The organism is Pseudomonas sp. SP16.1 (genome assembly GCF_052682975.1).
Genome location: NZ_JBQYFZ010000001.1, coordinates 4,746,292 through 4,768,453, shown reverse-complemented (window position 1 = coordinate 4,768,453; position 22,162 = coordinate 4,746,292). Strand labels below are relative to the sequence as shown.

The 22,162-nt window shown below is 68.8% G+C and carries 22 protein-coding genes; 7 read left to right on the top strand and 15 right to left on the bottom strand.

Features of this window, described 5'->3' with window-relative positions:
* Positions 1-25: 25 nt before the first annotated feature.
* The 5 genes from ACUTAF_RS22500 to ACUTAF_RS22480 form a co-directional block, all read right to left on the bottom strand.
* Complete coding sequence (locus ACUTAF_RS22500; RefSeq protein WP_445582046.1) at positions 26-1,915, bottom strand: FTR1 family protein; 1,890 nt, start codon at positions 1,913-1,915, stop codon at positions 26-28.
* Positions 1,916-2,082: 167 nt separating this feature from the next.
* Complete coding sequence (locus ACUTAF_RS22495) at positions 2,083-2,715, bottom strand: LysE family transporter (protein ID WP_445582045.1); 633 nt, start codon at positions 2,713-2,715, stop codon at positions 2,083-2,085.
* Positions 2,716-2,773: 58 nt separating this feature from the next.
* On the bottom strand, positions 2,774-3,541 hold the full coding sequence (locus ACUTAF_RS22490; protein ID WP_445582044.1) for a TerC family protein: 768 nt from the start codon (positions 3,539-3,541) through the stop codon (positions 2,774-2,776).
* 109 nt (positions 3,542-3,650) lie between these two features.
* Positions 3,651-4,190 carry a mechanosensitive ion channel domain-containing protein gene (locus tag ACUTAF_RS22485; protein ID WP_445582494.1) on the bottom strand — a complete coding sequence of 180 codons (540 nt, stop codon included), beginning with the start codon at positions 4,188-4,190 and terminating at the stop codon, positions 3,651-3,653.
* Positions 4,190-6,100 carry an ATP-binding cassette domain-containing protein gene (locus tag ACUTAF_RS22480; protein ID WP_445582043.1) on the bottom strand — a complete coding sequence of 637 codons (1,911 nt, stop codon included), beginning with the start codon at positions 6,098-6,100 and terminating at the stop codon, positions 4,190-4,192. Before ACUTAF_RS22480 ends, ACUTAF_RS22485 begins: the two co-directional genes overlap by 1 nt.
* Positions 6,101-6,138: 38 nt before the next feature.
* Here ACUTAF_RS22480 and ACUTAF_RS22475 point away from each other — a divergent pair, with 38 nt between their 5' ends.
* Positions 6,139-6,579 carry a TIGR02444 family protein gene (locus ACUTAF_RS22475; RefSeq protein ID WP_445582042.1) on the top strand — a complete coding sequence of 147 codons (441 nt, stop codon included), beginning with the start codon at positions 6,139-6,141 and terminating at the stop codon, positions 6,577-6,579.
* Here ACUTAF_RS22475 and ACUTAF_RS22470 read toward each other — a convergent pair.
* The gene (locus ACUTAF_RS22470; RefSeq protein WP_445582041.1) at positions 6,576-7,490 is read right to left on the bottom strand and encodes an AlgP family protein; all 915 of its coding nucleotides are present in this window, start codon (positions 7,488-7,490) and stop codon (positions 6,576-6,578) included. The two genes, ACUTAF_RS22475 and ACUTAF_RS22470, sit on opposite strands and share 4 nt — an antisense overlap.
* Positions 7,491-7,627: 137 nt before the next feature.
* Between ACUTAF_RS22470 and ACUTAF_RS22465 the strand changes: the two genes are divergently transcribed.
* Entirely contained in the window at positions 7,628-8,272 is a 645-nt protein-coding gene (locus ACUTAF_RS22465) for an FKBP-type peptidyl-prolyl cis-trans isomerase (protein WP_445582040.1), read from the top strand.
* 25 nt (positions 8,273-8,297) lie between these two features.
* Here ACUTAF_RS22465 and rsd read toward each other — a convergent pair whose 3' ends face one another.
* The 8 genes from rsd to ACUTAF_RS22425 form a co-directional block, all read right to left on the bottom strand.
* A complete protein-coding gene (rsd, locus tag ACUTAF_RS22460; RefSeq protein WP_445582039.1) occupies positions 8,298-8,771 on the bottom strand; it encodes a sigma D regulator in 474 nt (157 codons plus the stop codon).
* A 235-nt stretch (positions 8,772-9,006) separates the two neighbouring features.
* Positions 9,007-9,498 carry a disulfide bond formation protein B gene (locus ACUTAF_RS22455; protein WP_445582038.1) on the bottom strand — a complete coding sequence of 164 codons (492 nt, stop codon included), beginning with the start codon at positions 9,496-9,498 and terminating at the stop codon, positions 9,007-9,009.
* A gap of 142 nt (positions 9,499-9,640) precedes the next feature.
* Positions 9,641-10,888, bottom strand: coding sequence for a heme biosynthesis HemY N-terminal domain-containing protein (locus ACUTAF_RS22450; protein WP_445582037.1), 1,248 nt, complete (start codon positions 10,886-10,888; stop codon positions 9,641-9,643).
* Entirely contained in the window at positions 10,885-12,003 is a 1,119-nt protein-coding gene (locus ACUTAF_RS22445) for a uroporphyrinogen-III C-methyltransferase (protein ID WP_445582036.1), read from the bottom strand. The genes ACUTAF_RS22450 and ACUTAF_RS22445 overlap by 4 nt, the downstream gene beginning before the upstream one ends.
* A gap of 13 nt (positions 12,004-12,016) precedes the next feature.
* Positions 12,017-12,787, bottom strand: coding sequence for a uroporphyrinogen-III synthase (locus tag ACUTAF_RS22440; RefSeq protein WP_445582035.1), 771 nt, complete (start codon positions 12,785-12,787; stop codon positions 12,017-12,019).
* Positions 12,784-13,722 carry a hydroxymethylbilane synthase gene (hemC, locus tag ACUTAF_RS22435; protein WP_445582034.1) on the bottom strand — a complete coding sequence of 313 codons (939 nt, stop codon included), beginning with the start codon at positions 13,720-13,722 and terminating at the stop codon, positions 12,784-12,786. Before hemC ends, ACUTAF_RS22440 begins: the two co-directional genes overlap by 4 nt.
* A 93-nt stretch (positions 13,723-13,815) precedes the next feature.
* On the bottom strand, positions 13,816-14,562 hold the full coding sequence (locus tag ACUTAF_RS22430) for a LytR/AlgR family response regulator transcription factor (RefSeq protein ID WP_445582033.1): 747 nt from the start codon (positions 14,560-14,562) through the stop codon (positions 13,816-13,818).
* Entirely contained in the window at positions 14,559-15,641 is a 1,083-nt protein-coding gene (locus ACUTAF_RS22425) for a sensor histidine kinase (protein ID WP_445582032.1), read from the bottom strand. Before ACUTAF_RS22425 ends, ACUTAF_RS22430 begins: the two co-directional genes overlap by 4 nt.
* A 245-nt stretch (positions 15,642-15,886) precedes the next feature.
* Between ACUTAF_RS22425 and argH the strand changes: the two genes are divergently transcribed.
* From argH to ACUTAF_RS22400, 5 genes are all read left to right on the top strand, one after another.
* Complete coding sequence (gene argH / locus ACUTAF_RS22420; RefSeq protein WP_445582031.1) at positions 15,887-17,278, top strand: argininosuccinate lyase; 1,392 nt, start codon at positions 15,887-15,889, stop codon at positions 17,276-17,278.
* A 7-nt stretch (positions 17,279-17,285) separates the two neighbouring features.
* Positions 17,286-17,585 (top strand): hypothetical protein, encoded by a 300-nt coding sequence (locus ACUTAF_RS22415; RefSeq protein ID WP_445582030.1) that lies wholly within the window; start codon positions 17,286-17,288, stop codon positions 17,583-17,585.
* 27 nt (positions 17,586-17,612) lie between these two features.
* Positions 17,613-17,888 carry a hypothetical protein gene (locus ACUTAF_RS22410; RefSeq protein WP_445582029.1) on the top strand — a complete coding sequence of 92 codons (276 nt, stop codon included), beginning with the start codon at positions 17,613-17,615 and terminating at the stop codon, positions 17,886-17,888.
* A 98-nt stretch (positions 17,889-17,986) separates the two neighbouring features.
* The gene (locus ACUTAF_RS22405) at positions 17,987-18,238 is read left to right on the top strand and encodes a TIGR02647 family protein (protein WP_445582028.1); all 252 of its coding nucleotides are present in this window, start codon (positions 17,987-17,989) and stop codon (positions 18,236-18,238) included.
* Between the two features lie 116 nt (positions 18,239-18,354).
* The gene (locus ACUTAF_RS22400) at positions 18,355-21,213 is read left to right on the top strand and encodes a class I adenylate cyclase (RefSeq protein WP_445582027.1); all 2,859 of its coding nucleotides are present in this window, start codon (positions 18,355-18,357) and stop codon (positions 21,211-21,213) included.
* Here the strand turns inward: ACUTAF_RS22400 and ACUTAF_RS22395 are convergent, their stop codons facing one another.
* Positions 21,214-22,014 (bottom strand): lipase family protein, encoded by an 801-nt coding sequence (locus tag ACUTAF_RS22395; RefSeq protein WP_445582026.1) that lies wholly within the window; start codon positions 22,012-22,014, stop codon positions 21,214-21,216. It lies immediately after the preceding gene.
* Positions 22,015-22,162 lie beyond the last annotated feature (148 nt).

Genomic DNA, 22,162 nt, shown 5'->3' with positions numbered 1-22,162 from the left:
GACCACCCTCGCAGGTCTGGCCGGCTCAATCCTGCTCGGCGAGTCGGCGCCGCTCGCCGACCCGGCCACGGCCATAGCGCAGGGCGATCAGCGCCAGGGCCAGGCCCTGGGCCGACAGGCTCCAGGCGTCGGCGTGGATGCCCAGCCAGTCGAATTCGAAGAAGGCCAGCGGCCGCGTGCCGAGCGCCCCGGCCTCCTGCAGCGCGGCCACGCCATGGCCGGCGAACACCACCGAGAGCACGCAGAGCAACACCGCGTTGACGCCGAAGAAGGTCGCCAGTGGCAGCTTGCGCGAGCCGCGCAGGATCACCCAGGCCAGGCCGAGCAGCAACGTCAGCGCCACCGCCGCGCCGGCCAGCACCGCACCGTGGCCCTGCGGCCCGGCCTGCAACCAGAGGGTCTCGTAGAACAGGATGACCTCGAACAGCTCGCGGTAGACCGCGAAGAACGCCAGCACGGCAAAACCAAAGCGCCCGCCGCCGCCAACCAGGCTGCCCTTGATGTAGTCCTGCCAGGCCGCGGCATGGCGGCGGTCGTGCATCCACACCCCGACCCACAGCAACACCACACTGGCGAACAGCGCGGTGATGCCCTCCAGCAGTTCGCGCTGGGCGCCGCCGATGTCGATCAGGTAGGCCGCCACCGCCCAGGTGGCGAGGCCGGCCAGCAGCGCCAGGCTCCAGCCGAGATGCACGCTGCGCAGCGCCCGCGCCTGGCCGGTGTTGCGCAGGAAGGCGAGGATCGCCGCCAGCACCAGGATCGCCTCCAGCCCCTCGCGCAGCAAGATCAGCAGGCTGGCGAAGAAACTCAGGCTGCCGTCCATGCCGCCAGCGGCCAGCAGCGCGGCGGACTGGTCCAGCTCGGCCTTGGCCAGCTCCAGCGCCTGCGCCGCGGCGCCGATGCCGGCACCGTCCTGCAGCGTCTGCCGGTAGGCCATCAGCGCCCGTTCGGCGCGCTTGCGCTGCTCCGCGTCGAGGTTGTCGAGGGCGCCTTCCACCAGCTCGAAGCCTTCCAGATAGGCGCCGACGGAGAGGTCGTAGGCCTGCTCCCGGTCGCCCGTGCGGTAGGCCGCCAGGCTGCGCTCCAAGGTCGCGCGGCTGTGCTCGATCAGCGCCTGCGGCCCGCGCTGCTGCTGCGGCGGGCGGCTGCGCTGGGCGCGAAAGGCGGCCACATCGCCGCCTTCTACCGCGACCTCGGCGGGCGTGCGCGCGGCCAGCTGCGCCAGGCTGAAGCTGGCCGTCCCGGCCTGCGCCTGGGCGCTGAAGCCGGCGATATAGCTGGCCAGGTCCCAGCGCTGGCGTTCGTCGAGCTGGTCGGCGAAGGCCGGCATATCGGTGCCGTCGATGCCCAGCCCGAGGGTGGTGAACAGGTCGTACAGACTCAGGCGATCCAGCCGCGCGACGTCGCTCAGGTCGGCTGGCGGCGGCTCGAGGCCGAGCCCGGCCGGGCCGTCGCCGGCGCCGCGCTCGCCGTGGCAGATCGCGCAGTGCTGGGCGTAGAGCGGCGCGCCGCGCTCGGGAGCGGGAGTCAGCGCCGGCGTCTGGGCGACCTGGTACAGCTCAGCCAGACGCGCGGCCAGTCGCCGCGCCGCGCCAGCGACCTGCGCGCCCGGCTGGCGCTGGGCGATGGCCTGACGCAGAGCGGCGGCGCCCTGCTCCAGCTCGGCGCGTTCGGGCCTGGCCGGCAGGGCGAGGATCAGCCCCTGCAGCAGGTCGAGAAACTCCAGTTGTTCCTGATATTCGCCGGGCTCGACCACCTGGCCGGCGGCCACGGTGGAGGGATAGTCGGCGCCGATATAGCCGAGCAGATGCAGCGCCTGGGCGGCGCCGTCGAGGGGTTCGCCCAGGGCGAGAAAACTGAGACTGGCCAGCAGCGGCAGCAGCAGCCAGGAAAACAGCGAGCGGAAACGGGTCATCGAAAGGCCCCAAACGAGAATGGGTGGCATTAAATTGTTGCCGCCCTATCGAGCTCGCACAAGGACAATCTGAAACATCTTGTAATAATCGGTCGAACGGATTGTTCGAAAAGGCGCCGGGAACCCGGCCACGGCCGCCAGGACGACGGCCGTGCGTAGAACACGAATCAGACCGCCGCGCGCTTGACCGTGGCCAGCAAACCGGCGGCGGCGGCGAACAGCGCGGCGAAGCTGCGGTTCATCAGGCGCTGCTGACGCGGCGTGCGCAGCACCCGCAGCACGCGCGAGGCCAGGCCGGTGTAGCCGGCCATGACGATCAGGTCGACCACTATCATGGTCACGCCCATCAGCAGGTACTGCGGCAGCAGCGGATCGTGCGGGGCGATGAATTGCGGCAGCACGGCGAGCATGAAGACGATCGCCTTGGGGTTGCTGGCGTTGACCAAAAAGCCGCGCAGCACCAGGGTCAGCGGGCGGCCGCTGGGACGCTCGGCGGCGCCGGCAGCGAGGTCGCCGGGCAGCGCGATCCACTGCCGGTAGGCCAGATAGACCAGATAGGCGACGCCGAACCACTTGATCAGGCTGAAGGCCAGCGCCGAGGCGGCGAGGATGGCGCCGACACCGGCGGCGACGATGGCGATCTGCAGGGCCAGGCCCAGTTGCAGGCCGAGGGCGTTCCAGTAGCCGCGCCAGAAGCCGTACTGCAGGCCGGCGGACATCGAGGCCACGGCGCCGGCACCCGGCGACAGGCTGATCACCCAGCAGGCGACGAAGAAAGCGAGCCAGGTTTCCAGGGCCATGGCGAATTACCTCGGGAGCGAAGAACGGGAGCAGGCCCTACAGCCTACTCCCCGCCAGTCAATCCGGCGAGCCCTTGCGCAGCTGCACCGGCTCCAGCTCTTCCTCGCGCGCCCGCGCCTGGGCCCTGCGCAGGCGGATGTTGATCGCCTCCACGGCCAGGGAGAAGGCCATGGCGAAGTAGACGTAGCCCTTGGGCACGTGCACGCCGAAGCTCTCGGCGATCAGCACGGTGCCGACCACGATGAGGAAGGACAATGCCAGCATCTTCAGGCTCGGGTGCTTGTCGATGAAGGCGCTGATGGTGCCGGCCGACAGCATCATGACGATCACCGAGATGACGATGGCGGCGATCATCACCGGCACGTGCTGCACCAGGCCGACGGCGGTGATCACCGAGTCGAGGCTGAAGACGATGTCGATGATGGCGATCTGGATGATGATGCCCATGAAGCCGTAGCCCTTCTTCGCCCCACCCTGCGCGGCCTCTTCGGCGCCTTCCAGGCTGTGGTAGATCTCCGCGGTACTCTTGAACAGCAGGAACAGGCCGCCGAAGAACAGGATCAGGTCGCGTCCGGAGACGCCCTGGCCGAAGACCTGGAACAGGTCGTCGGTCAGGCGCATCACCCAGGTGATCGACAGCAGCAGCAGGATGCGCGTGCCCATGGCCAACGCCAGGCCGAAGAAGCGCGCCCTGGGTTGCTGCTCGACCGGCAGGCGCCCGACCAGGATCGAGATGAAGATGATGTTGTCGATGCCGAGGACGATTTCCAGGGCGGTCAGGGTCAGGAACGCGACCCAGATTTCCGGGTTGCCAAGCCATTCCATTCAGGGATGCTCCAGTGAAGTCAGGTTGTGTAGGAAAAGTCCCGGCCGCGAGCGCAACACGCACCAGCACTTTTCGTACAGATCCTGGGGGCTTGCCCTACGTTCAACCTCAACGCCAGCGACGCACGGATTTCTGGAAGAACAGGCTGTTGGGCACCTGCAGCAGCGCGCCGGCGGCCTCTTCGCCGACATCCTGCAAGGTGGTGTAGAACAGGTTGATGGCCAGCACGCGGCCCTTGACGCCCGGCTTGTCGGCGCTCTCGATCACCTCGACGGTGTCGCCCAGGCGGAACGGCCCCATGGCGAAGATCAGCAGCGCGCAGAACATGTTCGACAGCACGCTCCAGATGGCGAAGAAGGCCACCGCCGCCACGGCGGCGAAGCCGGTGATGGCGGTCCACAGCACCGTGGCCGACACGCCCAGGCGCTCGAGCACCAGCATCAAGGCGCTGCCCATGATCAGCCAGCGCAGCAGGCCGCGCAGCGGCAGCAGCACCTCCTGCGGCAGCAGGCTGTAGCGCGCGCCGAGACGGCTGATGGCGCGGGTCAGGATGCGCTGGGCGAGCCAGGCCAGCAGCAGGATCAACAGCACCTGGCCGGCGCGGATCAGCGGTTCGCGCCAGGCCGTGAGCAGCTCCAGCGACTCCATCACTCGCTCGCCTCCAGTTGCTGCTGCAGCGCCTCCAGGGTTTCCAGGGCCAGCAGCCAGGCCTCCTCCAGTTCGGCCTCGCGGGCCTTGAGCCGCGCCTGCTCGGCCAGCCGCTCGCGCAGCTCGTCCTTGCGCGCCGCCTCGTACAGGCCGCTATCGCCCAGCTGCGCCTCCACCGTGGCCAGGGCCTGGTGCAGCTTGTTCAACTCCTGCTCGAGCTTGTCGGCCTGCTTCTTGTGCGGCGCCAGCTGCTGGCGCAGCACCGCGGCGGCCTGGCGCTGAGCGCGCTTGTCGGTCTTGTCGGCGGCAGGCGTGGTTGCGCTCTGCGGCTGCAGGCGGGCGCGGTAGTCGATCAGCCAGCGCGCGTAGTCGTCAAGGTCGCCCTCGAACGGCTGGATACGGCCGTCGGCCACCAGGAGGAATTCGTCGGTGGTGCTCTTCAGCAGATGACGGTCGTGCGACACCACCAGCACGGCGCCGGCGAACTCCTGCAGGGCCAGGGTCAGGGCCAGGCGCATTTCCAGGTCGAGGTGGTTGGTCGGCTCGTCGAGCAGCAGCAGGTTGGGCTTCTGCCAGGCGATCAGCGCCAGGGCCAGGCGCGCCTTCTCGCCACCGGAGAAGTTGACGACCGGCTCGTCGCAGCGGTCGCCGCGGAAATCGAAGCCGCCAAGGAAATCGCGCAGGGTCTGCTCGCGCTCGCTCGGCGCCAGCCGCTGCACGTGCAGCAGCGGGCTGGCCTTGGGGTCCAGCGCGTCGAGCTGGTGCTGGGCGAAATAGCCGATGGCCAGGTTCTCGCCGCGTGCCAGTTCGCCGCCGAGCACGGTGAGGTCACCGGCCAGGGTCTTGATCAGGGTCGACTTGCCGGCGCCGTTGGGGCCGAGCAGGCCGATGCGCGCGCCGGGCGCCAGGCTCAGCTTGACCTTGTCCAGCACCGTCTTGTCGCCGTAACCCAGGCGCGCCTCGGACAGGTTCAGCAGCGGGCTGGAGACCTTGTCCGCCTCGCGGAAGACGAAGTCGAACGGCGAATCGACATGCGCCGGGGCCAGCTCCTCCAGGCGCTCCAGGGCCTTGATCCGGCTCTGCGCCTGGCGCGCCTTGGTCGCCTTGGCCTTGAAGCGGCGGATGAAGTCCTCCATGTGCGCGCGCTGCGCCTGCTGCTTCTCGAAAGCCTGCTGCTGCTGCGCCAGGCGCTCGGCGCGGGTGCGTTCGAACGCCGAGTAGCCGCCGCGGTAGAGGGTCAGCTTCTGCTGCTCCAGATGCGCCACATGGTCGACCACGGCGTCGAGGAAGTCGCGGTCGTGGGAGATCAGCAGCAGGGTGCCGGGATAGCTCTTGAGCCACTCCTCCAGCCAGAGGATGGCGTCCAGATCCAGGTGGTTGGTCGGCTCGTCGAGCAGCAACAGCTCGGACGGGCACATCAGCGCCTGGGCCAGGTTCAGGCGCATGCGCCAGCCGCCGGAGAAGTCGCCGACGCGGCGATCCATCTGCGCAGCCTGAAAACCGAGGCCGGCCAGCAGCTTGCGCGCGCGGGCGTCGGCCGAGTAGCCCTGGGCGTTGTCCAGCTCGCTGTGCAGGCGGGCGATGGCGGCGCCGTCGTGGGCCGCTTCGGCGCCGGCCAGGTCCGCCTGGATCGCGCGCAGGTGCACGTCGCCATCGAGCACGTAGTCCACTGCCAGGCGCTCGAGGTTGTCCACCTCCTGGCGCATATGGGCGATGCGCCAGTCGGCCGGCAGCTGGCAGCCGCCTGCGTCCGGGCCGAGCTCGCCGCGCAGCAGGGCGAACAGGCTGGACTTGCCGGCACCGTTGGCGCCGATCAGACCGACCTTCTGGCCGGCGTGCAGGGTCAGTTCGGCGCCTTCGAGCAGGCGCTGCGGACCACGCTGTAGAGTGAGGTTCTGGAGTCGGATCATAATGGCGGCGGAGTCTATCAAATCGCCTGGGAGGCCGCGTGCAGGATCTGTGGAATTTCGCCGTGCGGCTCTACGCCAGGCCGGGCGTGGAAGCGGCCTGCCTGAGCCTGCAGGATGCCGGTGGCGACGTCTGCCTGCTGCTGGCCGGCGCCTGGCTGCAACGACGCGGCGTGCCCTGTCGCGAGCCCTATATCGGGGCGCTGCTGGCCCTGGCCGAGCCCTGGCAGCGCGAGATCGTCGCACCGCTACGCCAGCTGCGGCGCGACTGGCGCTCGGCCGCGGCCGCGGACGGCGAGCTGGCGACGCTGCGTGAAGGGATCAGGAAGCTGGAGCTGGAAGCCGAACGGCTGCTGCTGCAGCGCATCGAGACGCTGACGGCTGACTGGCCGAGCGAGCACCGCGACGAGGACTGGCTGGGTCGCCTGGCGGGAGACGACAGCGCCGCGCTGCAAGTGCTGCGCGACGCCGCCAATCGTTAGGACGCGCTCGGTGCCGCAGCGCCATTGCCGCTAGCAGGCGCCACGGCTGCGACCGGGGCCTCCGGCTTGGCCGGCGCGGCGGCTGCCGGCTTCGCGGCGGGTTTGGCCGGGGCCTTCTTCACGGGCGCCTTGGGCTCCACCGGCTTCTTCACCGCTGCCGGCTTGCTGGCGGCCTTGGCTACCGGTTTGGCAGGCGCCGCCTTGGCTGCCGGTTTCACGGCAGCAAGTTTGGCTGCCACCGGTTTGGCGGCTGGCTTGGCCGGCGCTTTCGCGGCCGCCGGTTTAGTGACGGCTGGCTTGCCAGCTGCTTTCGCGGCGACTGGTTTCGCCGCGGTCTTCGCTGCCGCCGCCTTGGGCGCGGCCGCTTTGCTGACAACCGGCTTGGCGGCTGGCTGGCTTGCCGCGACGGGCTTGGCACTGGCCTTCGTCACCGGTGCCTTCGCGGCAGCGGGTTTCTTCGCCGCGACGGTTTTGCCGGTCGCTTTCGCGGCCGGGGCTGCTGCCTTGGCCTCGCGGCTATCGAGCGCCTTGCCAGCGGCTTCCTTGACCTTGCCCACACCCTGGGCCAGCTTCAGGCTGTCCTGGGCATCGCGCTTGAGCTGGGCGATATAGCTACGGGTCTCGCTCTGGCGCGCCTTGAGGGTATCGAGCAGTTCTTCCAGTTCGGCGACCGCGTCCTTGGCCTTGGCCTGGGCCTTGGCCTTGCCGGCGACAGCGGCGTCCTGCAGCTTGCTGCGCGCCTTGTGCAGTTTTTCCTGGGCCTTGCCGCGCTGCTTCTCCAGCTTGGCGAGGAGCTTTTCGGCATCGACAAGCGCTTGCGAGCAGGCATTTTCCAGATGCTCGAGCAGGCTGCCGGTGAGTTGGTGCAGCAGGTGCAAAGGGGTACTGATGGTCTTCTTCTTGGCCGACATGGCGCGCCTCCTGGCGGATGTGGATGCGCCCCATACTAGTCGCCCGTGTTCGCCTCCGCCATAGGCCTTTTGGCGACCGGCGCAGGCTGCCGCGCGCACTGGCATAATCGCCGCCGTACCGCTCGGGAGACATCCGCATGAACCGCGTCGCAGTCATAGCCCTCTGCCTCTGCGCCAGTCTGGCGCAGGCCGAGAACCGGCAGGAGGATCTGGCCTACAGCCTCGGTGTTCGCCTGGGCGAGCGCCTGCGCGAGGAGGTACCGGACCTGCCGCTGAAGCCGCTGCTGGACGGCCTGCGCCAGGCTTACGATGGCCAGCCACTGCGCCTGGACGACGCACGCATCGAGCAACTGCTCGAGGAGCACGAGGCGCGTATCGAAGTCGACCCGCAGCGCCATGCCCACGCCATCGCCGCGGAGCGGCGCTTTCTCGCCGAGCAGCGCGTGCGACCCAACGTACGGGTGATCGAGGGCGGAGTGCTGGTCAGCGAGCTGCGCGCCGGCAACGGCGTCAAACCTGGCCCCAATAGCCGAGTGCAGGTGCGTTACCGCGGCACCCTGGCCGACGGCAGCCCGTTCGATGCGAGCAACGAGCCGCAGTGGTTTCGCCTGGGCGGCCTGATCGCCGGCTGGCGCAATGCGCTGCTGCAAATGCCCGAAGGCGCGCGCTGGCGCCTGGTGGTGCCGTCGGATCAGGCTTACGGGGAGGAAGGCGCGGGCGATCTGATTCCGCCCCATGCGCCGCTGGTTTTCGACCTGGAATTGCTCGACGTAGCCGACTAGGTGCCGGCGCGTAGCCGGCAGAGACTCAGAGCGCCGGCGCGGCCTGTTCCTGGTGAGCGTTGTGCAGCACCTCGATCAGGCAGTCTTCCAGCTCGAAGCGCTCGTGCAGCAACTGGCCCAGACGGTTCAGTTCGTCCACCAGCGACACGCTGTCGCGGCAGTCGCCGTTGTCGCACCGGTCGTTGAACGCCAGCGCCACTTCGGTGATGGCCTCGATGCGCGGATAGATCTGCTTGGCCAGCTCCAGACCACGCTGGTCGTTGAAGGCCTTGGCCTCGCTGGTGAGCTGTTCGTAGACCTCGAAGTGCCCGGCCGACACGTAGTCCACCAGGACTTCGCAGAAGCCCTGCAGGGCCTCGCCGTTGATCGCCGGCGCCTGCGGCGCCTTGATCAGCGCGCTGTAGGCCTGCACCAGTTCGCGGCGCTCGCCCAGCCAGCGGTCGATCAGTTGATGTACCCCACCCCAGCGTTCCTGTGCGTTCTGGCAACTCTCGAGCATGATGGTCCTCGCTTCCCTTATCGGTGATGCCTGTTGTACGTCCGCTCCCGAGACGGTTTTTTGTCAATCGGTGCTTGGCCTTGGGAAGGCAACCGCGAAACGGCGTTTTTCCGGCGGTGCGTGCGAGCCAGATTATGCCCCTGGGCAAGCGCCATCAAGGCACGTCCGAGAGAAACTTTCATACAGCCGTTTGATCCCCGACCCGCAGCAGCCGTGCCTCGGGCGTTGCGACCGTTCAGCTGCGGCGCAGCAGCTGGAAGACGCAGAAACCGAGCATGCCGATGAAACCGAGCAGACTCCATTCGGGGATGCTCATGCCGAACAGGGTCCAGTTGACCTCGGCGCAATCGGCGGTGCCGCGGAACACCTTGCTGACGATTTCCTGCAGCGGCCAGGCCTCGATCATGTACTCCAGTCCCGGCAGGCAGGCGTCGAGTTCCTCGGCCGGCACGCTCTGCAACCAGATCTGCCGGCCGGCGGTGGCCGCACCGGCAGCGGCGAACAGCAGCGCCAGCACCGCATAGATTCTGCGCCCCAGCTGGCCGGGGCCATGGATCGCGGCGACCAGGCAGACCAGGGCGAAGCCGATTACGCAAATGCGCTGCACCACGCACAGCGGGCAGGGCTCCAGGCCGACCACGTGCTCCAGGTACAGGGCCGCCGCCATCAGCAGCAGACAGCCGAAAAACGCCAGGAGGAACAGGGAACGCGAACTGGCCAGGTGCATGGAGGCTCCGGGGAGGGAAATCGAGGGCGATTACGGTAGAGGAAAGCGCGGGCGCCTTTCAAGGCGCCTCGCGCGCTGCGGCAGGCTGTTCATCCCCCTGCAACGCCCCTCCGTCCGCGCGGTGACAATCGGCCGCCGGCCTTCAGGCGCCTGCCACCTGGGGTTGAGGCAAGGGCGGCAGGCCCTGGTGGAGCAGGCCGAGACTCTCCAGCAACAGCTGGTTGCTGCGCTCCAGCTCGCCCAGCTGGGCCAGCAGGCGCGCCAGCTCCGCGCAGGTTTCCGGGTGGCGCTCCAGCTTGAGGCTGGTCTCGAAGTAGTCGCGCGCCTTGCCCCACAGCTGGTTCTGCAGGCACAGGCGGCCCAGGGTCAGCAATAGCGCCGGGTCGTGCGGGTGCTGCTTGAGCCAGAGTTCGGCGGTCTGCAGTTGGCGCGCCGGGTCGGCGCCGCGCAGCACGCCGTAGAAACGCGCCAGGCGGCTGTCATAGGAGCGCTTGAGAGCCGCGCGCAGCACCTCTTCGGCCTCCTCCTGAGCGCCCAGGCGACGCAACTGCTCGACATAGGCGGCGAGCAGCTCCGGCTCCTGGCGCAGCGGTGCGGCCAACTGCTGCCAGGCCTGGGTCAGTGGCTGCAGAGCGGTCTCGCCGCCCTGCAGACCGGCATGCCCGGCATCGACCAGACGCCCGCGCCAGGTCTCGCGCTCCAGCTCGTCCAGTTCGGCAGCCGGCAGTGCCTTCTCCTTGCGCAACTCCGGCAGCAGGCCGAGCAAGGCGGACCAGTCCTGGCGCTGCAGATACAGGCGCTGCAGCTGACGCAACACCAGGTGATGGCCCGGGTGGCGCTCGCGCATCACCTGCAGGGTCTGCAGCGCCGCATCGCTCTCGCCGCGACCCTGCTGCAGCTCGGCATGGGTCAGGGCGATGGCCAGTTCGGCCTGCGGCTGGCGCGCCAGGGCCCGCTCGAGCATGGCATCGCTCTGCTCGTGCTGCCCCAGCTTGTGCGCAGCACGGGCGGCGCCGAGGTAGTACATCAGCGGTTGCGGTTCATCCTCGGCGGCTCGGCTCAGATGACGCAGCGCGCGCGCCCAGCGCCCCTCGGCCAGGTCGAGCAGGCCCTGGGAAGAGGCCTGGCGCGCACGCCGGTGACGATGCAGGCGCGACCAGGGGTTGGCCAGGCGCGTCGAGCTGAGCAGCAGGCGCAACAGTGCCTTGACCAGGTAATAGAGCAGCACAGCCACCAGCACCAGGGCGAGGAAGGCCCACAGGCCGGACTGGTAGCGAAAGCCCTGGTAGGCGAACAGGACGTAGCCGCGGTCGGCCTGGATCGCCAGGCCGAGCAGGTACAGCAGGCCAGCGACGGCGAGCAGGAGCAGCAACCAGAGCAGGCGTTTCATTGCGCCTCCCCGGCCGCGGCGGCCCCCTGACGGCGCTGCGCCTGCTTGCGCTGCAGGTAGGCCTGCAGCGCACCGAGCGATTCGCTCAGGTCCGGTACCTTGACCTCGATGGCGGCGCCGGCCAGTTCGCCGAAGCGCTGGCGCAGCGCGCGGCTGTCGGGATTGTCCAGGTTGAAATGGGCGTCGAGGATCTCCCCGGCCTGCTTCAGCGCCTGCCGATAGACCCCGCTCTGGCCATGCAGCGCGGCCCACTGCGCCTGCTCCAGGGCCAGCGACAGGCTCAGCCGCACCTGCGCCAGGCTCTGTCCGGAGAGCAGCGGACGGATATTGCGGTCGGCATCGAACTCGATGCGGAAATACTGCGCCAGCTGTTGCACCCACTCGCTCCACCAGGCGCTGCCATCGCCCTCGGCGGCGAGGTCGGAAAGTACGTCGCCCTGGCCCTGGAGGGTCGGCGCCAGCGGGTTGAGCGTGGCCGCCTGCTCGCGCAGGGCGGCCAGCTGCAGGAACAGGCCGACACGATCCGGACGCTGGGTGGTGCGCAGCGCTTCCAGGCTGCGGCTGAGCTGCTCGCGTGCGGCGAAGGCGGCGGGATCGTCCTGTGCGCGCAGGATCTCGTCGGCGGCCAGTACCAGCGCCTCGGCGCTGGCCACGTCCTGCAGCGCGGACAGGCGCAGGGTAGCCAGACGCAGCAGGTGCTCGGCCTCGTCCAGGCGCCAGTCCTGGCGGCTGCCGTCGAGCACCGACTCCAGACGCTGGCTGAGGCGCTGCTGATCGCCCTGCAGGCTGGCCAGCAGGCGGCGGCGCTCGTCCAGTTCGCTGGCGCTGGGCAGGTCGTTGAGGCGGCCCTGCAGCTGCCCGATCAGCTCGCCGACCTTGCTGCTCTCGGCGCGCGCGCTCTGCAGCTGCTCGCGCTGCTGCTGCTCCTGCAGTTGCAGCTGTTGCAGCTGCCACAAGCTCCAGCCGGCCGCAGCAGCGCCGACCAGGCCGACCAGCAGGGCGACGGCGGCGAGGCCGCGCCCGGCGCTGCGCGCAGGCTTGGCGGGCGCTTCGGGAGGAATGGCGGTGGCCTCGCTGGCCGGCGTTTCGTCTTTCGGGGTGGCTGCTTCGCTCACGTATCCATCCTTATCAGAGGGCGGCGGGGAACCGTTCCAGCGCCGCCAGCAAGGCCGCGGCGCTGGCGCCGCGACAATCCACAACGATCTGCGCACCAGCGCGGCGCGCCTGCTCGGCGACGCGCGGGCTGGGTACGAACAAGGGTAGCCGAGCCAACTCGGGCCAGGCGGCGTCGGCCAGCTCGACCAGGTGCTCGAGCCCTTGCCCACTGCTGACCACCAGGGCATTCAGGCGTTCCGCTCGCACCCGCGCGGCCAGCTCACCGGGCGCATAGCCGGGCAGCCGGCGGCGGTACAGTGGCAGATAGTCGACCGTCACGCCTTGGCCGCGCAAGCGCTCGGCGAGGAATTCTCGGCCACCCTCGCCACGCAGGATCAGCACCCGCGGCGCAGGCACGGCGGCGATGGCCTGCTGCAGGCGCGGCAGGGCGAGCAGCGCTTCGCTGTCGTCGCCGCCCTCGGGGTAGTAGGCAGGCAGGCCGTGTTCGACGAGCAGCGCGGCGGTGGCCGCGCCGACGGCGAACCAGGGCTGATCGGCCGGCGGCTGCGCTCGATGGCGATCCAGCAGTTGCAGGCCCAGGCGCGCGGCCGGCTTGCTGACGACTATCACCGCGCAGTAGCGCGGCAGCTCGGCGAAGACCGCGCGCTGCTCGGGCGTCTCGGCCAGCGCCTCGATCGCCAGCAGCGGCATGCCGTGGCTGGCGATGCCGTGCTCGGCCAGCGTCTGCGCCAGCGCCGCGCATTCCTCGGCCGGCCGGGTCAGCAGCAGGCGCCAGGCGCTCACGGGTGGCCGGCCTCGCCGTACACCGCCTTGAGAATGGCCTCGGCGCCCTGCGCCAGCAGGTCTTCGGCCACGCGCACGCCGAGGGCTTCGGCGTCGCTGGCGGCGGCACGCGCCTCGGCGCGCAGCAGCTGGCCGCCATCGGGCTGGCCGACCAGGCCGCGCAGCCAAAGCTGGTCGCCTTCGAGCAGGGCGTAGCAGGCGATGGGCACCTGGCAGCCGCCGTTGAGCCGCTTGTTCAGCGCCCGCTCGGCGGTCACCCGCAGCGCAGTCTCGTGGTGATGCAGCGGCGCCAGCAGCGCGTGGATCTCGGCATCGGCGCTGCGGCACTCGATGCCGACGGCGCCCTGGCCACCGGCCGGCAGACTGTCCTCGGCGCTGATCGAGCTGCGGATGCGATCCTCGAAGCCGAGGCGGATCAGCCCGGCGGCGGCGAGGATGATGGCGTCGTACTCGCCGGCGTCGAGCTTGGCCAGGCGGGTGTTGACGTTGCCACGCAGGAAACGGATCTTCAGGTTCGGCCGGCGCGCCAGCAGCTGGGCCTGGCGGCGCAGGCTGGAGGTGCCGACCACGCTGCCGGCCGGCAGCGCGTCGAGGCTGGCATGGGTATTGGAGACGAAGGCGTCGCGCGGGTCTTCGCGCTCGCAGATGCAGTACAGGCCCAGGCCCTGGGGGAAATCCATGGGCACGTCCTTCATCGAATGCACGGCGATGTCCGCCTCGTTCTCCAGCAGTGCGGTTTCCAGCTCCTTGACGAACAGGCCCTTGCCGCCGATCTTTGCCAGCGGCGCGTCGAGCAGCTTGTCGCCGCGGCTGACCATGGGCACCAGGCTGACCTTGAGGCCAGGATGGGCCTGCTCGAGACGGGCTTTGACATACTCGGCCTGCCACAGGGCCAGGGCGCTCTTACGGGTGGCGATGCGGATTTCGCGGGACATGGGGCAATTCCAGAGAACGGATTGCCGCGAATCATAACAGGCTCGCCAGGCGCCAGCGGTGGGAGGCGGCCATCGGCCGCAGCCGGCGCCCTGCTACAGCGACTGCATCAGCTTGCGCACCCCGGCCACATGCCGGCGGCTGACTACCAGCGAGTCGTCCTCCAGGCCCTTGAGGTAGAGCTGGAAATGCCCCAGCGGCGTACGTTGCAGGCGCTCGATGCGCTCGCGGGCGACCAGGGCGTTGCGGTGAATGCGCACGAAACGCTCGCCGAACTCGTCTTCCAGCGCCTTCAGCGGCTCGTCCAGCAGCACCTCGCCGGCCTCGTGGCGCAGGGTCACGTACTTGTGGTCGGCGATGAAATAGACCACCTGGTCCAGCGGGATCAACTCGATGCCCTTGCGCGTGCGCGCACTGATATGGCTGCGCGGACCGCTGCCGCTCTCGGCCGCCGGGCGGGTCAGCGCGGCCAGCTGCACCCGGTTGGGCCGCTCGGCCTTGCGCAACGCGGCGGCCAGGGCTTCGGCGCGCACCGGCTTGACCAGATAGCCGACGGCGCTGACATCGAAGGCATCCAGGGCGAACTCGTCGTGGGCGGTGCAGAAGATCACCGCCGGCGGCGCCTCACGCTCGCACAGCCTGGCGGCGACCTGCAGGCCGTCCAGTCCGGGCATGCGGATATCGAGCAGGACGACGTCCGGCTTGAGGCTATCGATCAGGGTCAGGGCTTCTTCGCCATTGCTGGCGGCCGGCTCCAGGACCCGGTAGCCCTCGAGCTCGCCGACCATGCGGCTGAGGCGCTCGCGGGCAAGGGGTTCGTCATCGACGATCAGGACATTCATATTGCTCTGGCTTCCTGCGTGAGTCTCGCACAAGGATAGCGTAGACAGCTGTAATGGCGGCCGTCACGGCGCTCCACGCTGAGACTGGCGCGCGGCCCGAAAAGTGCCGCCAGGCGCGCGTCGATATTGCTCAGCGCTTGCTGCGTTCCCCGCGACGGGTGCTGCTCGCCCCGCTCTTCATACGGATTGCTGACACACAAGCTGAACACACCGTCCTGGTACTGCGCCTCGATCCGCACCAGGCCGCCCTCGATGCGCGGCTGGATGCCATAGATCAATGCGTTCTCCAACAAGGGCTGCAAGGTCAGCTGGGGGATCGGCAGATCCTCCGGCACACCCTCGACCTCCCATTGCAACTGTAGCCGCTCCCCGAGCCGGTAGTGCTCGATCGACAGATATCGTTTGGCCAACTCCAGCTCCTCGCGCCAGGGCACCAGGCTGCCGGGTTTGGCCAGGCTGGCACGGAACAGGTCGGACAGATCCAGCACTGCCTGTTCGGCCTTGTACGGGTCGAGCGTGACCAGGCTGGCGATGCTGTTCAGGCTGTTGAACAGAAAGTGCGGACGGATACGCGCCTGCAACGACTCGATGCGCGCGCGCAGCTCGGCCTGTTCCTGCCGCCGCCACTGGCTCTGCAGATAGAAATAGCGTAGCAGCAGTGCGGACATGATCAGGCCGATCAGCGCGTGGCGCAGGTAAAGGTTGACCTCGCCGCTGCGCGGCAGCGGCCCGCCCAGCTCGTAGAAATCGGCCACCGCCGTGCAGCCCAGGGTCAGCAACACCACCAGGGCGCAGCACAGGCTACCGGCCAACGCCGGCGGCAGGCGCGCCAGCAGCGGCCGCAGGCGGCACAGCAGCGCCGCCGAGAGCAGCACGATCCATTGCACGAACAGCGAGGTCAGCGCCAGGCGCACCCAGTTGAAGCCGCTCAGCATGGGTTCGGACAGCACCAGCACCAGCACCAGCAACTCGGCCAGCAGCACCATGCTCAGCAGCGCTTCCGGCTGGCACAGTTCGGGAACGAAGAAGTCGTCGGCAGAGGCGTTGCGATGGTTCTTGAACAGCGATCGAATATGCATCGGCGCAGTTTCCGTGTCGGCCGGCGGCCCGGCAAGCCAGAGGGCTCCGGCCGGACAAAATAAAGCACCGAAATGCCGCCGTCGCGACGAAATTGTGAAGCAGCCGACACCATCACCGCCTGCCGGGCGGCGCACGCGGCGCGGCGAAAGGGCCTCCGACCCTGTTATCATCGATGCACTTTGTCCGCCATGCAGGCCGCAGCAAGCGGCCCGCCCGTTCCAGAGCCCGAGCCAGAGCAAGTGCCATGAGCGAAAAAACCAACCAATCCTGGGGCGGCCGCTTCAGCGAGCCCGTCGACGCCTTCGTCGCCCGCTTCACCGCCTCCGTCGAGTTCGACAAGCGCCTGTACCGCCACGACATTATGGGTTCGATCGCCCATGCCACGATGCTGGCCAAGGTCGGCGTGCTCAGCGATGCCGAGCGCGACGCCATCGTCGCTGGCCTGACCCAGATCCAGGGCGAGATCGAAGCCGGCCAGTTCGACTGGCGCGTCGACCTGGAAGACGTGCACATGAACATCGAAGCGCGCCTGACCGACCGCATCGGCGTCACCGGCAAGAAGCTGCACACCGGCCGCTCGCGCAACGACCAGGTGGCCACCGACATCCGCCTGTGGCTGCGCGACGAGATCGACCTGATCCTGGCCGAGATCACCCGCCTGCAGCAGGGCCTGCTGGGCCTGGCCGAGGCGGAAGCCGATACCATCATGCCCGGCTTCACCCACCTGCAGACCGCCCAGCCGGTGACCTTCGGCCACCATCTGCTGGCCTGGTTCGAGATGCTGACCCGCGACTACGAACGCCTGGTCGACTGCCGCAAGCGGGTCAACCGCATGCCGCTGGGCAGCGCCGCGTTGGCCGGCACCACCTACCCGATCGACCGCGGCATCACCTGTGAGCTGCTGGGCTTCGAGGCGGTTTCCGGCAACTCGCTGGACGGCGTGTCGGATCGCGACTTCGCCATCGAGTTCTGCGCCGCCGCGTCGCTGGCGATGATGCACCTGTCGCGCTTCTCCGAAGAGCTGGTGCTGTGGACTTCCGCGCAGTTTCAGTTCATCGACCTGCCGGATCGCTTCTGCACCGGCTCATCGATCATGCCGCAGAAGAAGAACCCCGACGTGCCCGAACTGGTGCGCGGCAAGAGCGGCCGGGTGTTCGGCGCCCTGACCGGCCTGCTGACCCTGATGAAGGGCCAGCCGCTGGCCTACAACAAGGACAACCAGGAGGACAAGGAGCCGCTGTTCGACGCCGCCGACACCCTGCGCGACAGCCTGCGCGCCTTCGCCGACATGGTCCCGGCGATCAAGCCCAAGCGCGAGATCATGCGCGAGGCGGCGCTGCGCGGCTTCTCCACCGCCACCGACCTGGCCGACTACCTGGTGCGCAAGGGTCTGCCGTTCCGCGACTGCCACGAGATCGTCGGCCACGCGGTGAAGTACGGCGTGGACAGCGGCAAGGACCTGGCCGAGATGAGCCTGGACGAGCTGCGCCAGTTCAGCGAGCAGATCGCCGACGACGTGTTCGCCGTGCTGACCCTGGAAGGTTCGGTGAACGCCCGCGACCATATCGGCGGCACCGCGCCGAACCAGGTGCGCGCCGCCGTGGTGCGTGGCCGCGAGCTGCTGGCGGCACGCTGAGCGCCCGGTGATCGACGACCTCGATGGCCTGGGCAGCCTGCTCGGACGCCTGTTCCAGGGCCTCCTGACGCTGCAGCGCATAGTCATCGGGCTGGTCGTCGACGGCGCACTGGAACTGCTGTTCAACCGCCTGACCTACTGCCTGGGCTGGCTGACGCTGCGTGGCCTTAGCCTCGGCCAACGCCCGCGCATGCCCTGGTGGCCGGCCGACCTGGATCGCCAGGTCGGCGCACGCCGCCTGCAGCTACTGGGCGGTGCCTGCCTGCTCGGCCTGATCGCGTCGGCATTGCTCGGCCTGCCCGCCTAGCAGCCCATCCCACTGGAGAATCGCCGCATGAACGACCACGACGACAACGAAGAAGACTTCGCCGAAGCCACCCTGGTGCAGGCCATCGAGAACCAGCTGGAAGCCGGCGAGCCGGCCGCCGCGCAGGCGGTGTACAACAAGCTCAGCCTGGTCGGCTACGCGCGCGAGGAAATCCTCCAGCTGATGGCCCTGGTGCTGGCCCACGAGGTCGACGCCATGCTGCGCGACGATCGCCCGTTCGACGCCGCCTGGTACGAGCAGGCCCTGCGCGCCCTGCCGGAGCTGCCCGAACAGCAGGACTGAATGCGGCGAAGGTCGCACAGGCGAGCGCGCGAATCCCTCACTACACTGCACAGACCCGGCAGTCGCGTCGGTCCTAGAACAACAAGAGCGGAGTCGCCATGAAATCCTTTACCCCCGAAATGATCGACGAGCTGGAAATCCTCGCCCTGTACAACCTGGACAACCATCAGGAAGGCCTCAAGGTCCACAACAACGCCTCGTTCAAGGCCCAGGGCGCCATCACCCGCCTGCACCAGAAGGGCCTGGTCAGCCAGGCCGACGGCGGCTACCTGACCAGCCTGGGCATCGATGCCGCCGAACACGCCCAGGCCCTGCTGACCATACTCAGCGCCAGCAAGACGCCCGCCTAGGCATAATCCTTCGCCCGCCGCCCTACAATTTCGAGCCCGGCGGGCGATATAGCGTCAGGCACTGCAGTGGATGCGCGCCGCTGATAGGCTTGCCCCACTCCCCGTAGAGCTCGAGCATGACGCGCACTCAGGAAATCCGCCCGGACATCGACGACGGCATCGACCGCAAGGTGCTGGCGCAGCTGCGCGCGCGCTTCCTGCAGATCAACCAGGGTCGCCTGCAGCGCGCCATGCAGGGCCTGTCGACGCGCCAGCAACTGGTGCTCAAGCTGCTGCCGCTGCTGCTGCACGTCAACCATCCGCTGCTGCCGGGCTACGTGTCGGCCAGCGCGCCGGCCGGCCTGAGCGGCTTCGAGCCGGACGACGAGGTGCTCGCCGAGGTGCAGCGCCTGACCCGCTCCTTCGCCTACAAGCCGCGCCGCGGCCAGGGCGCCGCACCGCTGCACGGCCTGTTCCTGATGGGCAGCCTGGGCACGGTGGCACAGGCCGAGCAGAGCGACATGGACCTGTGGCTATGCCACTCGCCCAATCTCACTGCGCAGGAGCTGCAGGAGCTGCGCAAGAAGTGCGACCAGCTGGAGAGCTGGGCCGCCACCCAGGGCGCCGAGGTGCACGTGTTCCTGGTCGATCCGCTGCGCTTCGCCCAGGGCGCGCGCGAGGCGCAACTGACCTCCGACGACTGCGGCACCACCCAGCACTACCTGCTGCTCGACGAGTTCTACCGCACGGCGATCTGGCTCGGCGGGCGCACGCCGATCTGGTGGCTGGTGCCGGTGTATGAAGAGCCGCGCTACCACGACTACTGCAGCACCCTGCTGAGCAAGCGTTTCGTGCGCGCCGAGGACGTGCTCGACCTCGGCCACCTGGCGCACATTCCGCCTGAAGAGTTCATCGGCGCCGGCATGTGGCAGCTGTACAAGGGCATCGAGTCGCCCTACAAGTCGGTGCTCAAGCTGCTGCTCACCGAGGTCTACGCCAGCGAGCATCCCAAGGTCGAATGCCTGTCGCTGCGCTTCAAGCAGGCGGTGTTCGAGGGGCGCCTCGATTTGGACGAGCTCGACCCCTATATCGTGGTCTACCGCCGCCTGGAGGAATACCTCGGCGCGCGCGGCGACCGCGAACGCCTGGAGTTGGTGCGGCGCTGCCTGTACCTGAAGGTGAACAAGAAGATCAGCCGGCCGCCGGCTCGCGGCCGCGCCAAGAGCTGGCAGCGCCTGCTGCTCGAGCGCCTGACCGGTGCCTGGAGCTGGAACGCACGCCAGCTCGGCCTGCTCGACAGCCGCAGCCAGTGGAAGGTGCGCCAGGTCGTCGCCGAGCGCCGCGTGCTGGTCAACGAGCTGACCTACAGCTATCGCTTCCTCTCCCAGTTCGCCCGCAGCGCGCAGGCCGGCAGCTCGCTGAACAGCCGCGATCTCAACGTGCTGGGACGGCGCCTGTACGCCGCCTTCGAGCGCAAGGCCGGCAAGGTCGAGTTCATCAACCCGGGCATCGCCCCGGACCTGGCCGAGGACACCCTGACCCTGGTCCAGCACGCCAACCCGGAATCGCCCGATGACTCTCAGTGGGCCCTGTTCAATGGCAGCCTGGGCGCCCAGGAGTGGCCGGACTTCGCCCCGCTGAAGCGTTCACGCGCGCTGGTCGAACTGCTCGCCTGGTGCCACCGCAACGGCGTGATCGACGCCAGCACGCGACTGTCGCTGCATCCCGGCGCCAGCGATCTCACCGAGTTCGAGCTGACCCACCTGATCGCCAGCCTGCAGCAGAGCTTTCCCCTGCCGCTGCCCGGCGTGGAGGAAGCCGCGCTGCTGCGCGCCAGCCGGCCCAGCCAGGTGCTGCTGCTGGTCAATGTCGGCGTCGACCCGCTGCCGCAGCACAGCCAGATGAACCTGCACATGACCAGCGGGCGCACCGACGCGCTGGGCTACTCCGGGGTGCGCGAGAACCTGGTACTGACCCTCGATCAGGTCGTGCTCAACAGCTGGAACGAGCTGCAGGTCAGCCGCTACGACGGCAGCGACGCCCTGCTCGACTGCCTGCGCGACCTGCTCAACAGCCTGCCGCCGGACGGCGCCTCGCCGAAGGTGCAGGTGCGCTGCTTCTGTCGCAACCGCGCGACGACGATCGCCGAACGGGTCGAGGAACTGCTGCGCGACCTGCTCGCCGCCTATGCCGAGGGGCGCCAGGCGCGCTACCTGCTGCAGGTGCGCCAGCACTACCATGTGCTGCAGCTGACGCCAGGCCAGGTCAACCACGCCGCGCTCGGCGACCTGCCGGCGCTGATCGAGCACCTCGGCGCCGAGCAGGAGCTGTACAGCCCGCTGCATCTGGATCGCCACGCGCTGGAGGGCGACGACCTGGCGCTGATCCTGCCCATGGGCCGGCCCGACTGCATCCAGCTGTTCTATCGCCTGCACGAGAGCGGCGGCGAGGCCGAGCTGACCCTGCTCGATGAATACAACGCGCTGTGGCGCCGGCGCCTGCCGTTTCGCGACGAGCAAAGCCTGCTCACCCCGCTGCAGCGCTTCCTGCAGTCGCTGCTGTACCGACGCAACGCCATGCTGCCGCTGGACAGCGCGGACGCCCGGCCGATGCCGGAGGTTCTCTACTATCAGCTGCTGCCCGACGCGCCGCTGCGTGCGCAGCGCCTGGAACGCCGGCCGCCGCCGCAGGCGCCGGTCAGCCATCCGTTCTACGACGTGCAGGCGATCCTCGAGCCGGGCGACGGTCGGCAGGCGCACGTCAGCCTGTACTGCAACCACCGCGAGTTCTCCGAACTGGAGTACGGCCGCGAGCTGTACCGCGCCGTGGCCCGGCACATCCTCGCCCAGCGTGCCGGCGGCGAACGCTACCCCTGCTACATCACCGACCTCGACCTGTCCGCCGTGCTCGCCGGCCAGCAGGCGCAGACCGTGCATTACCTGCGCTACAAGAGCGAACTGGAGGACGCACTGAACGCGGCGCTGCAGCAGGCCTAACTAGCCGCGCATCGGCGCATCGGGATTGTGCAAGGCATACAGATAGCAGTCGGCCATGCTGTGGTTGGCGACCACGCCCGCATAGCTGGCGGAGAAGGTCACCGGCAGACCGAGATGCTGGTACAGCCAGCCATCGCTGTCGGCCGGCGGCACCTCGGGCACCAGATCGCTGTCGTTGACCAGGCGGTAGGTCGGCACCGCCAGCCCGTTGTAGTAGTCGGCGAACGCCGGCGATGCCAGGCGCGGGCTGGCGAAGTTGTAGTGCTGCAGGGCGAGCGATGGCCAGCGCCGACGCAGGTCCGGCACCGCCAGACTGCTCAGGGCGCAGCCGAGACTGTGGCCGCAGGCCCAGAGCGCGGCCTGCGGCTGCAGGTCGTCCAGCGCCAGCAGCGCCTGGTCGCGCAGGGACCGGTAGAGCTTGAGAAAGCCGTCGTGCACCAGGCCGCTGCCGGCCTGCCAGGGGTAGTCGCGCTGGTCCAGGTCGAGGTCGTCGAGCCAGTCCTGCAGCGACTCGGTACCGCGGAACACCAGGTAACAGTCGCCCTGCGGATCGCGAGCGGCGGAGCCGAATGGCTCCGACTCGTTGCGCACGTACCACTCGCTGAGGATGCTCCAGATGGGCGCGGAAAACTGCCAGCCGGCCAGTTGCGGCCGCTGCCAGTGAAAATGCTCGGGATTGCGCGGGCGCTGCTGCGCCAGCCACTGCGCGTACTGATCGTAGGCGAGCAGCACCAGTTCGGCGCAGCGCAGCGCACGCGGCAGCTGGTAGGTGGGTGGGAAGTACAGGGGCAGACTGGACATGGCGAGGCCTCCTTGCCATTGCGGGGAGGCCTCACTCTAGCAGGCTGTTGAAAAACTACCTACGTTGCCATTGCTGCGTTAAAAACAGGCTCGGCAGGCCGCTTGCGGCCAACGCACTTCAGTGCGGCCCGAAGGGCGAGCGAAGCGA